Here is a 12,189-nt window from a genome sequence, read left to right as displayed (position 1 = left end):
GGGCTGGTTGCTTAACTTTTTCCAAAGATTTTCTTCAAAACATCTATCTGCATGCTCCCAACACAGGTCAAAAAACAGAATACAGCCCTCAGCCTGGCGGATCACTCTATGATCAGGGCATCAGTAAAGCGATCATTCTTCATCAGAATCTCCTCATTCTTACGTTGAGAAAATTCTTATTCAAACGCCACTTTTTTGTGTGGGGATTACCATTGTGCGTGCTGCTGTTTTGATTTATTTTATCTTCAGTGAGATTTGAAAAAGTTGGTTTTATTATGAAGTTAAAGATTTTCAGGGTGACTCATTTTTTTGATGAACATGTAGATTATATGTCTAATGATATTTTTTCAGATTTTATCATAGGACAGAAATCTAAAGAAAATTGTTTTTTTGGAGACCTTGATCATGAGGATAATATAGCATTTGAAGATACTCATTCTGAAATGAGGGCACATTATTATATTTGGAAAAATCATTTGCAAAACTATGATTATATAGGATTTGAGCATTTTAGAAGGTTGTTGTATGTAGATTATCTTCCTTACTCTATTGTTAAGGATCAATATCCAAGTATTTTACTTTTAAGAAAAAAAATAGAAAAAGATCAATTAAAAGAAATTTTTCATGATAGTGTTGCGTTTGATAACGTAATGAAAGTAAGGCGAGAAAACAAAACGGAATACAATCATATTCTGAAACAAAAAGTTTCGGAATATGATATTTTTTGTGTAAGATCTCAAAATATCAGTACAAAAAGTGAATTTTGCGATGATAATATATTAGAACATGTTCTCACATCATGTTCTTATTTTTCAAACAAACCAATGTTCGTAGATTTTAACCATACAACCACAAATTATAGATGTTCGTTTATTATGAGGAGAGATTACTTTAATGAATATATGGAATTTTGGTACGAAATTGTTAAGAATTTAGGGAAAATACTTCACAATCATCCAAGAGAGTTAGGGTATTATTCTGAAAAAATATTCTCATACTATCTTTTTCAGAAAAAAATGGAAAATCCTCTTCTCAGGGTGAATTACGTACCAATGTTATCATGGTCCTAGCTTTAATTTAAAGAAAGCTAGGCGCTTCTTAGCGCTTGATATTTTCTATATATTGTATGGATGGCACACGAAAGTGAAACAGGCATTTTCACAGACGAGGCATGGGCGAATAAGGGATCAATGATTGAGGGTATCCGCCCATATGGCAAGTTCCATCATAAACTAAAGGGTTCGAAAAACATCTGATTTTGCGCTCGACAAACAGATTTTGATGGTTCTGCGTGATGACTTACGGTCTGCGTTGCGTCCAAGAAACGATCAAACAGAGCCTCAATCGTACTGGCCTTGTCAAGCACTCGCGAAACAGCCAGATTGTCGTGGCACACGATTCGATGACCCCAGACCTAGAAAGCGCATAAAATACAGGAGGCTATTAATCAGGCATTCTGTCCGTTCATAGGTCAAATTATTCAGCACCTGGATCATGTTGATCATCAAGACTGCTCAGGCGAGCTAGTCACTCTTAAACATTGAAGAAAGTAAATTGCTTCATCTCACCATTCTCTCCAATCAACGCTTGGAGAATAGAAGCAGAGATAGAGTCTTAGAACCAAAAGGTTTTTAGAACCCTTCAGTTTTGATCTGGACAATAAGGACTACTTTTTCTTATCTTGATTGCAATAATAATCAATCATAAATAGATTAAATTATAATAAGAGTTGGAGAAAAGTTGATGGGACGTTTGCACTTAAACAAAAAACAAATCTTCGATTTATTAACGCAGCAGCATTGGATATGGGGGGCTGTAAATCAACCTCCTATGACCACAAGTTTAAGGTTCGATCCAAGTGGAAAAATACTAGGATATGAACATCCAAATGAATGCTCATGGCGTATAAATGATGAAAATATTTTAGAAATACTTTCGCATGATGCTTCTCCAACATGGAAATTTGAAGCATTTTTCATATTTCAAAATAAAATATATTTCTTTAGTGGGCCGTCACAGGATCCTGAATGGGGAGTTATTTTTAATTTAATAGGAAGCAATAATAATATCATAGAAAAATCTGATATTATCCCTCCAGAATACGATTTGAATAACTTGGTTTTAACTGAGGATCAATATTTGTCTGGAAATATATTGAGTCGATTGTCTGAAGGGAAAAACCAGCAGCAAGAAGGCATTCGGCTGGTTATTTGGGATTTGGATGACACCTTCTGGAAAGGCACTCTCTCTGAAGGGGAAATCTCCCCCATTCAGCGCAATATTGATATTGTAAAAACATTGAATGCCCGAGGCATTGTGAATGCCATTTGCTCACGCAATACGTTTGAGGACGTTAAAGCGCGTCTGGAACAGCTTCGGATATGGGATGATTTTGTTTTCCCACGCATTTCATGGGGGCCGAAGGGACCACTAGTTAAGGACATTATCGAAAAAATCCAGCTTCGCCCTGAAACCGTGTTGTTCATTGATGATAACGTTACAAATCTGAACGAAGCCAAGCATTTTGTACCAGAGTTGAACGTGGCTGAACCCGCTGTTTTGGAAAACTTGCTGGATAATCCACGATTTAAAGGCAAAACAGACCCAGAGCATAGCCGCCTCAAGCGCTATCAGGTTCTGGAATCCAAACACAAGGATATGGCTGCCACTGGCGGCGATAATGAAGCTTTCTTGCGTAAAAGCGATATTCGCGTCAGCTTCCATTCCGATATTGAAGCCGAGTTCCCGCGTATTCATGATCTTGTGAACCGGACAAACCAGCTCAATTTCACCAAGAACCGGTGGCCAGAAGATATTGAAGAAGCACGCCTGCGCTTTAGAGAAGAAGTGGAAGCCGATTTTGATACAGACGTTGGCTATGTAAAAGTTGCCGATGCCTACGGGAATTACGGCATCTGCGGATTTTACCTTTCACGTAAAGGGGAATTTCTACACTTCCTGTTTTCCTGCCGTACAATGAACATGGGGGTAGAACAGTTTGTGTGGCGCAGACTGGGGGAACGCCGCGTTCCTATTCAAGGCAAAGTAGGCTCCAAACTTGAAGATCCGATTGTGGACTGGATTAATGTCGTTGAAGATGTAGATAAAGCAACAGACGCATCATCATTTTCTGCAAACCGTCTTAAAGTGTGTATTCGCGGCGCATGCGATATGATGATGACCTCCAATTTCTTGCGCACGAAAGTCGATACAGTTGAAGAATTTAATTATCCTTATGAGGGATGGGAAATCGTAACTACACCTCGTATTGTATATGTTGCTGGAGAAGATTTAAAAGATCAAAGAAATCGGGAGATAGTTGCTCGTTTTCCGGCTATGCCGCCTCATCGTTTTGATACAGATATTCTTGAGGAAACATCAGATGTATATGTTCTGTCTTTTTCTCAAGAATCTTTTCATGGTTTGTATCAATCCAAAACGACAGGCATGATTTTACCATTAGGGAATGTAGGGCTTCCATGGTACTATATGCCAGGTGGGCATGCGTGGGATCCATATTCCAAAAATGATTATACTAAATTAACATATCAAGAAGTCTTAGATTGGGGAATTACAACAGGTTGCACAAAGGATCAGTGGGAATTTTTTCGAGAAGAATTTATATTTTTTGGTGGGTTTAATAAAGAACTTTTTGAAAATGATATTCATTATATTTTTAATAGGTTAAGAAATGCTAATAAAAAAGTTATTATTTTGGGATTGAATTCTAAGATTGGTAAAGATATTGATCTTATGAAATTTAATGAGAAAATAAATATTATTGTCGAGCCTATTGTTGCAAAATATGGCTTCCATTATTTGAAAATGGAAAATTTTGTTAAATCAGAAGATGACCTTGCTAATGACGGTGCATTGGGTGGTGCGCATTTTGATCGGTTAGTATATAAAAATATTTCTGATAAAATTCTAAATATTACCATCAATTATTCGGAGAAATTAAAGAACAGTTGATTGATATTTAGGAGACTTGTGAAGGACGGGGCGGTCTTGTCGTAGCGGGTTGCGATGCTTGTAACGCAGCAGGTCTGTTTTTCGTGGAGTGCTAGAGCGTGTCGTCAGTTAACGGGTAGCGATACTGACCTTGTACATTGCCGCATTTTATGATGTTTTCTCCCTATTTTTCGAGGAAGTATATAGATGCGATAAGGTCTGAGTGGGAGCGGATAAAAAATCCTCTCCCAGGTCGCGAAGGTGGAGGGGTCGAAAAACTCTCTAGTTTTGAGACCTGCTCTGTGATTCCATTTCTTCTGCGTTGATTGGAAGGATAGATGATGAAGAGCGGCTTGCTCGGCTGAGTGGGCTTGGTGGCCAACTCGAAGCGTTTTTTCGGACTGTGGATTTTGAAGTGTGCCGCCCTGACCTGGACAAGATACGGGTGTATTCGGACGGGAGAGGCGGGCGTCCACCGTTTGATCCAGTGCTGATGTTTAAAATTCTGGTCATCCAGCCCCTGAACAATCTCTCCGACGAACGGACGGAATACCAGATCAACGACCGTCTCTCCTTCATGCGCGCTGGGCACTGAAGTTTACCAAAGCGAAGCATCAGGATGACGAAACGATTCCCGCAACGGATCTCGCCATCCCGTTCTTTGGCGGCAAATCGCATGTTTCCATCGACCGGAAGTTTCGTCTGATCCGCAAATGGAAAACAACCGATGCCGCCACCAGTGATGGAGCGCGAGAGAGAGAGGGACTTCTGTATAAAACCAATACAGCCTCAACGGTGTGGGCAGACACGGCGTATCGTTTAGAGGCTAATGAAGACTTCATGGAAAAGCAGGATTTGTCTCGAAAGTTCACAGGAAAAACCACATCTCAAGCCCACGCTCCGGCATGTCCAGAAATCAAATTCTGGAAAGTCGGTGATTCGATCCCGCGTTGAGCACCTCTTTGCCGGTCAAAAGTCACAAACGGGACTGTTCATCTGGATAGTAGGCATCACCCGGGCCGCAATGAGGGGCGGGCTAGCTAATATTGTCTACAACATGCGCCGCTTCTTCTTCATGGAGCGGATCAGCGCCACAGCATAGCAATCCAGTGGATGGCACCTTCCGATCTGCTCAAAACGCAGATCGAATGCCACCACGGCAACCATCAATCAAAACGCCAAAAGCCCAAAATCCAAAAAAAGGCGCATCAATCAACGGTTCTTCGATCCCTCCAGATTGTGATGCTTTCTCTGATGCCTGAACAAAGGACCGACATCACTGAAGCAGAGCCACTGCTTGATGAAGCCGATCCGCTCATTGAAAAGCGTGAATAACGATAGATCACACCGGTTATTCCTTCAAGAAAAAACAGACGCAATCCCCGTAAAACCCTATTCCCGCTTTATAAACAACGAAACATCATTGAACGGTTTTTCGATTGTAGATCCTTCGCATTTCCGAAAAAAAATCTCCAAGTTTCTGTCGAAATATATCTCAGTATGAGCACGACTTTTACTTCTCAATTAGTTCAGAGGGGTAGAACTTTATTAAATACAGAAAAACTTTTTCTGCGACGTTTTTCCATTTCTTCATGAGAAGAATAACGAAATCGACCAAGTATATTCAAAATAAAACTCCCGTTTATCAAAATTATGCTTAAGAAGGTATTTTAGAAAGGGATAATAATTTCCAATCTTTTCCTGTATAAATAGCTATAGCATCGTCATCCGTATCATATATTTCCATTCCCTTTTTAGGAAATGGGAATACCAGAATCTCACGTCGTGAGAAAAGGGGGAGTGTTGCAGGTGCTTGCGATTTTATTTGCCCATTATCGCTAATGGAAAAAACGGTTTTCCCAGAAACTTTGTAATTGAGCGCACCATTATCATAATCTAAAGTATGATTATTACGATGATCTAGGGCTCCATTACTACTAAAATCGATTGACTGTCCCTTACTCATTCTTAAAACGGCTGCTTCTTTAGCTAATGTCGCTAATGTAGAATCAATAATGGCATTTGATACGGTATTGTTTTTATCGACCGCAAGAATTGTATCGTATGTATCCCCACCGCTGAAAAAAATCCCAGATGAAACTGTCATGTTCAGTTCTTCACCAAATTGCCATATGACATCATTGTCATATATTCGAGGAGCAACATAAAAAGGCTGAAGATTATCAATTTCGCCTGAAAAATTTTCAAGTTCATACAATCCTTCTTTTCCTTTTATTCCTCTTATCTGTTTGTTGATTTTTACAGGCGTAACAGGTAGAGAGCCTGTGATATAATCGCCCGCGTTAATGTTGCCAGAAACGATCTTTGTAACTTTCATAATGCTATGATGCAATGTGGCGACAATTTTAGCTGGAGCTGGAAATAAGGGGGGATTTGTCCCAGTAGTCCCCGAAGATATTGCATACCATATATATTGCTGATGATCTGGTGCTGTCGTATTAATAACTTTAGGCACAGGTAGAGATCCTTGAATAAGAGGATCAACTTTAATCGGGGTAAGAGGTTTCCAGTCTGGCCACCCTAAATGATGAGCATTAATGAAGAAGATAGACCTGTGACCTGCCTGAGGAAGACCATAATTAGGATCCCACGTTTGAATATCACTACCATTTGCCCATACGTCATATTCATTCCACTGAGCGAATGCTCCTGGTGATTTTGCTGAAAAATCTGTCTGATCAATCACAAGTCCCCAGTTGGAGTTTTGCCCATACTTGCTCATATTAAGAGAAAGACCTACATCATATGAAGCACTAGGATTTTGACCGTAAGAATTCAAACTAGCAGTAATCGCACTGGTATTTCCAGAACTGACGGGACCACTAATGGCTCTGAAATTGGCGGGTGAATATTGTTGCCAATGGTAGTTCCATGGTCCAAGAAAATTAGGATCATCGTTCCAGAGGAAAAAATCTGCTGGATATAAAAAGTGTTTATTTTTTAAGAAACGTGAGCTAACTTCTAAGCCACTATTGTATTGTATTGACAAATCACCGTCCCCAGCAGGGGCTGGCCACCAGCCACTAATTTTGTCATCGAAAATCCACGAGATACGTTTTTGAGGTTCTGGTTTGGGTATATACCCATTCCAAGATAAATATTTTGGAATCTCAACGACGGAACCATCTGGTAAATCATCGTAAAATTTCTGTATTGAATCCGCATTAATGTTATTCTGATTGAAGACATCACCTAAATTCAGCAGATGTTTGGGGTGATCATAAATAGATGAAAAGTCTTGTGCTTCACATAAGGAGTAGGAAAATAAAAAAAAAGATAATCCTAAAAATATATCGTTTTTTATCTTCCGATAGGAGAAAAAATTTAATAGCATTTAAGCTTCCTTCTTATCAAAAGTGTTTTCCTGAAGATTTTTCACCAACTCTTTCAAATCATAAAAGAAAGAACAGTTGAAATAAAAAATCTTGATTTCAAATTTAAGATTATGTATTTAAAAATTGGTATATTTAATGACTTTTGAAGGAAAAGCAATGGAAAATTTTTATAAGATAATTGATCATTTTGGGCGAGAGATAGGCCTTAATACCGATGGAACGTTAGCGCCTAAAAAAGACAATAAGGATTGTAGCGATGTTTTCCTTTTTATTTCAAGTCGCAATCAGAATATTGGTTATATAATACCAGAAAGTAAAAGAAAAGTATTTTGCGCAGATGACCCTTTTGGGGAGTGTGTTTATTCACTCAATGTTTTTTACGCAAATGTTAACCAAGTTGCATTTACCGATGTGTCTAATGGTTTTTTTCTGACGAGTGTTGATTGGGGTTGGTTGACTTTTGAAGCACGTAATATGCAAGAGTGGGAGCTCTTTACATTACGAAAAATTGAATATTCTTGTATTGCGGAAAAGAAATATGTTGTTGAGGTCGTGCACTCCATAGAGAATTTTTTGGAAAATTATTCGTGCTTTTCAGAATTATCCAGTGAGCAAGAAAAAAAATCTATTATCTTAGGATTTTTTGCACATATCAGACATATTAAATTAGAAGAATTGGAACAAATATGCTCTCACATTTCAAGAGATACTGAGTGGGTTAATATTATCTGTGATCAGGATCAGTCGATTTGGAGTTCGTTTGGCCTGAAACCGTTAACAACCTGGCTAAATAACCGAAATACAAAACCTACATCCTATATTGTAGGTAAAGACTTTGATTTTCTTAGTGACGAAATTGTTCCGTTCGATGGTTATGGCACGCGATCTGCCTCTGCTACCGAAACGATTGTGCGCACGATACGTGCACTGGTCAAGCCTACGCATGATTTCTGTGTGTTAGCAACTGCCCGAAATGAAGGAATTTATTTGGCAGAATGGGTTTCTTATTACAAATCAATTGGATTTGATGGTATTTATCTCTATATTAATGATTGCGAAGATAACTCGAGAGGTATTCTTTCATCTTTAGAGCAAGAAGATTACTTGGAATTCTTTGAAACGGTATCCAAAGATGGTGTAAATGTTCAAGGTAAAGCTTATGCACACGCGTTGAGTTTTTTACCACAGATATTAAATTACCGTTGGGTTTTAATCGTAGATTTGGATGAGTTATTTGTTTATGATAAAAAACAATTTAAGGATCTCAAATCTTATTTCGAATTTTTAGAAAAAAAGCAGGTTGATACCGTTGCTTTTGACTGGATTAACATAGGAAGTAATAAACAAATAACTTGGAGTGAAGAGCCTTATTTTGATAGATTTTCAAATAAAGGATTTCTGGAGCATGAAAAATTAAAAACAATTTTTCGTCCGGCGAAGGCTGCAAAATCTTATCCTCATTTTCCAGTGGAATTTGATAATTATTCGTTTATCAGACGTAATAGTGTGGGTAATCTGCTTAAGACACGACAAAATGAAGAAAAACATGGACCTTTAGGAAAGCATCTGAATGACGCACCGGATTCACGTTTTGCAGTCATTTATCACTACTATTTTAAGTCTATAGAAGAATTTATTTGGAAGTCTGCTCGCAATCGTGGCGATCACCCCAAGAATACTGACTTTTTAAATACGTCTTTCAATGAAATACTAGTAACATGGTTTTTAGAACATTTTGAAGCGGAGAATACAGTTACATCTGATAGTTTGTCATTCCCAGATATATCTTTTTTACGTGATCATTTTTATGAAGAATATGAAAAAATGTTATCGATTCCTACAGTGAAATATGAAATATCAATCAATGTAGATATCTTCAAAAATAAACTTGATACCTTGTTGCAAAAAATCTCCCAAAGAAAAGAATTTTTGGGAGAAAACCAGATAAAAATGCTTTCTATGTTGGAGAAATAACACAGAGGTCGCGAGATCGAGGAAGTTTATATTGAAGTCTATTGAACATCGTCGGTCATTTGATGTGTCTCTGTAACGCTAACGGACTGTGTTTTTAGTGGAACTCGGTCGGCTACTAGCACTACTTTGGCAGAATGCGTTTTGCGGTCTGGCATAGAAGGTTTCTACAATGCGGACATTGCCCGGTGGGTAGTCGCAGGATGCGATCAAGGGAGGCCTGTCGTATTGCTGGCAGGATAGGCTGTAGAAGTGGGGCGGTGACTCTTTTTTCCGCCCGACCACTGTGAAGTGCCGGCACTGGAAAAAGGCGTAGGCCATCATGACATCAGTGCGTGTCGGTTCATGATCGCCCTTCAAAGTGATCAAGGTCCAAGTTCCCCTTTAAGTTGCTGGTGCGTCTGTTCGTAGACCCATCGGGTCTTGATCGCAGAGCAGCTAGTAGCCTGAGGGAGGTGCTTGCACATTAAGCATCGGATTAAAGGGTAGGATACCTATGTCGTTGCTTAGATAAGCAAGACTTGTTTTTACATCAAAAGTAACCCTCAATTATTCTCAAATTAGATGAAAAGAGAAAAATAATAAAAATATATAAATTCATAAACATTATTAAATAATACGTAAGTACATGGAGAGTTTTAACCCTCCATGTATAATAATATTTTTATTTAGTATTTTTTGTAATGTGCAACGGTATGAATGGAACTTCATCACTGTCCAAGACAAAAGTTCTCATATTGTTAGATGATAAAAGTTCTCGGAATCCAGTACGTAAATATACTTCTCGGCATGGAGTGTTGTCAGGAGTTTCTTTAAGCAGTGCGATAATATCTACGTTACCATTATGATCTGAACGGAGGAGTTGTACAGCTTCGGCAACAACAAATTCTTCAATTTCCATGCCCAACACACGGCAACTCATAACGTATTGAACAATCTCTGTGCCCTTGACATAGAGAACACCTACTAGCCCGTAGTCGGTGAATCTATCTTTTACGCGGAAGCACAGGAGCTTCCCGCCTGCTTTCAGGAAATCGGCAACTTCTTCAAAAGACCAACGCTTGCCAGTTGTATTGAACTGGTTGGTCTTGTTGGTCAGTTCCAGGGCGCGGCCAAATTCTGGCTGGTCCGTGTTGGTAATGATCGTAAAGCTAACCTCGCAGTTAAGAGAGGCCAGAAAGTCATCTCTGTCCATAGACGAGCGTGTTTCTTCACGGTCTATCTGGCTACGGATCATTTCTTCCCGACGGCTGGATTCCTCTGTAAGGCGCGCCACCTGTGTTTCAGCAGCCCACAAAAGAATGCGGCGGGTAAGATAAGGGTTACCCCCAATAGCTCTGATTTCGGGGAAGGCAGATGTAACAGCAGCGCGCTCAACAGGGTTATCATCTACAAACACAACACTTTTGGGCTTAATGTTGAATTCTTTGCAGATTTCAGAAATATTTTGCGCTTTCGGGGTCCAGTTGATTTTCACCGATGCAAAATCATCTAGTGAAACAAAGTTTGGATCAACAACGTCTGCCCATCTTTCTTTTACATAGTCATAATCATTTTTGGAGCAGATAGCGACCAAGATACCACGCGCGCGTAGGTGGTGGATTGTTTCCCATATTCCCAAGGGCCAGCCATCCGTACGGGGCCATGGGCGTGCTTCTGGGCGGTAGTGTTCGGCAATCTGCCCACGCCACAATGTATTATCCAGATCGAATATAACGGCCTTAACCTGATCAATCTGCTTTACGCTGCGGTAAGTGCACACGGCTTGGCGGAAAACCGCATCTACAAAAGCATCTCTTTTAATGGGGTAAGACTGTTCCAGCGGGGGAATGGGCTCATTTCTGGCAATGGATCCAAAATCATCCCAATCTTGATATGCCACAGCACCATGAGAGTAGAAGTAGATCATATCATCCAGCACAAATCGCTTTCCGATAGAACTGGCAACAGCATCTATATCTACAAGGTACGCGTTATTATATTCGGCAACTTTTGAGCTGAGATATTCATTGAGCCGGCGTACAAGGGCAGCAATATCGTTCATGCTACCGCGCCCGTGTATGCTGGAAGCGCTGTTCATCTGCGGCACAATGAAGTTGGATACAAAGGCCAACAGCCCATGCTGTTTATTATAGACCATTGCTGCATCCAGCATGACATCAATAACAGCAAAAGCATCTTGCAAGAGTGTATTTGCAAACCCCGCTTCATTAAAGCGGAAGCCCCATATGATACGATCTGTTATGACAGAGCGTAGGGGGATCTGGATGTATTGGAAGTCATATTCTCCAACAGGAGCTGGAGGAGCAGGAGGCAGCACGCTCACAAAGTTATAGGGAACGTAATCAAAGGCAGTGGCTGGGTAGCGTTTCTGAAACTGTTCCAGGTAAAGCGCAGTCAAGCATGAACCAATGAGCAGCACCTTTTTAACTTTTGTTGGTGTTACTTCTAGATCGGCAGGGAAAAGGTATTCTGCATCAGGAATGCCAGAAGGCTGTGCTTGAGCAGGTGCAGGTGCTGGCATAGCAGACCCGGCAGAAGCCTGTTCTGGCGCTGGTATTGGCGCGCTATTGGCCGGATTTTGCTGCAATATAAAATGTGTATTTGGATCTTCAGGCGTGTCTAACAACATTGTTAGAAGGCCGTCCTGATTTTTAACAACCTTTGCGGCACGCCACATCAGTTCTCCATTTTCTTTTAGAAGCAGGAGTTTGTGGTTTTCTATTCTCCAGAAAGATTCATTGGGATGAGAATAACCAACAATCTTTCCATCAGGAGTAAGTTTGAGAGTTGTCGTGAGAGGAAACTGTCCTTCCGCACCAAAAGTCCAAGTCATTTCAGTAAGTTGCGGTGACAGAATGGTAGATTGCCCGCGAAAAGTCTTAGTTTCTATCATGATAGTCTCGAGGTG

General features: G+C 40.0%; 6 protein-coding genes and 3 pseudogenes. 6 read left to right on the top strand and 3 right to left on the bottom strand.

The window, feature by feature from the left end; all coding sequences use genetic code 11:
• Positions 1-275 precede the first annotated feature (275 nt).
• The gene (locus EOV40_RS08470) at positions 276-1,070 is read left to right on the top strand and encodes a DUF4422 domain-containing protein (RefSeq protein ID WP_128105652.1); all 795 of its coding nucleotides are present in this window, start codon (positions 276-278) and stop codon (positions 1,068-1,070) included.
• A 239-nt stretch (positions 1,071-1,309) separates the two neighbouring features.
• Here EOV40_RS08470 and EOV40_RS15275 read toward each other — a convergent pair.
• A pseudogene (locus EOV40_RS15275) lies at positions 1,310-1,502 on the bottom strand (transposase); the annotation flags it as partial.
• A 241-nt stretch (positions 1,503-1,743) separates the two neighbouring features.
• On the opposite strand from EOV40_RS15275, the gene EOV40_RS08460 reads away from it, so the two are divergent.
• From EOV40_RS08460 to EOV40_RS15270, 4 genes and pseudogenes are all read left to right on the top strand, one after another.
• The gene (locus tag EOV40_RS08460) at positions 1,744-3,972 is read left to right on the top strand and encodes an HAD-IIIC family phosphatase (protein ID WP_244296861.1); all 2,229 of its coding nucleotides are present in this window, start codon (positions 1,744-1,746) and stop codon (positions 3,970-3,972) included.
• A 301-nt stretch (positions 3,973-4,273) separates the two neighbouring features.
• A pseudogene (locus tag EOV40_RS08455) lies at positions 4,274-5,053 on the top strand (transposase).
• An 11-nt stretch (positions 5,054-5,064) separates the two neighbouring features.
• The gene (locus EOV40_RS08450; RefSeq protein WP_128105651.1) at positions 5,065-5,286 is read left to right on the top strand and encodes a hypothetical protein; all 222 of its coding nucleotides are present in this window, start codon (positions 5,065-5,067) and stop codon (positions 5,284-5,286) included.
• Positions 5,287-5,295: 9 nt separating this feature from the next.
• Positions 5,296-5,388 (top strand): annotated as a pseudogene (locus EOV40_RS15270) (IS5/IS1182 family transposase); the annotation flags it as partial.
• Positions 5,389-5,608: 220 nt separating this feature from the next.
• On the opposite strand, the gene EOV40_RS08445 reads toward EOV40_RS15270, so the two are convergent.
• Positions 5,609-7,306, bottom strand: a complete 1,698-nt coding sequence (locus EOV40_RS08445) for a hypothetical protein (protein WP_128105650.1) — start codon at positions 7,304-7,306, stop codon at positions 5,609-5,611.
• Between the two features lie 136 nt (positions 7,307-7,442).
• Here EOV40_RS08445 and EOV40_RS08440 point away from each other — a divergent pair, with 136 nt between their 5' ends.
• On the top strand, positions 7,443-9,281 hold the full coding sequence (locus tag EOV40_RS08440) for a glycosyltransferase family 2 protein (protein WP_128105649.1): 1,839 nt from the start codon (positions 7,443-7,445) through the stop codon (positions 9,279-9,281).
• Between the two features lie 661 nt (positions 9,282-9,942).
• Here EOV40_RS08440 and EOV40_RS08430 read toward each other — a convergent pair.
• Positions 9,943-12,174, bottom strand: coding sequence for an HAD-IIIC family phosphatase (locus tag EOV40_RS08430; protein WP_128105648.1), 2,232 nt, complete (start codon positions 12,172-12,174; stop codon positions 9,943-9,945).
• Positions 12,175-12,189 lie beyond the last annotated feature (15 nt).

It is taken from the genome of Acetobacter oryzoeni, from assembly GCF_004014775.2.
GTDB classification, from domain to species: domain Bacteria; phylum Pseudomonadota; class Alphaproteobacteria; order Acetobacterales; family Acetobacteraceae; genus Acetobacter; species Acetobacter oryzoeni.
Note: the sequence above shows the minus strand (reverse complement) of the source record. Positions and strands in the feature narration are given on the sequence as shown.

Excerpts from the sequence above, each read along its gene's own strand:
- EOV40_RS08470 (WP_128105652.1), top strand. The coding sequence starts at position 276 with ATGAAGTTAAAGATTTTCAGGGTGACTCATTTTTTTGATGAACATGTA.
- EOV40_RS08430 (WP_128105648.1), bottom strand. The coding sequence starts at position 12,174 with ATGATAGAAACTAAGACTTTTCGCGGGCAATCTACCATTCTGTCACCG.
- EOV40_RS08460 (WP_244296861.1), top strand. The coding sequence starts at position 1,744 with ATGGGACGTTTGCACTTAAACAAAAAACAAATCTTCGATTTATTAACG.
- EOV40_RS08440 (WP_128105649.1), top strand. The coding sequence starts at position 7,443 with ATGACTTTTGAAGGAAAAGCAATGGAAAATTTTTATAAGATAATTGAT.
- EOV40_RS08450 (WP_128105651.1), top strand. The coding sequence starts at position 5,065 with ATGGCACCTTCCGATCTGCTCAAAACGCAGATCGAATGCCACCACGGC.
- EOV40_RS08445 (WP_128105650.1), bottom strand. The coding sequence starts at position 7,306 with ATGCTATTAAATTTTTTCTCCTATCGGAAGATAAAAAACGATATATTT.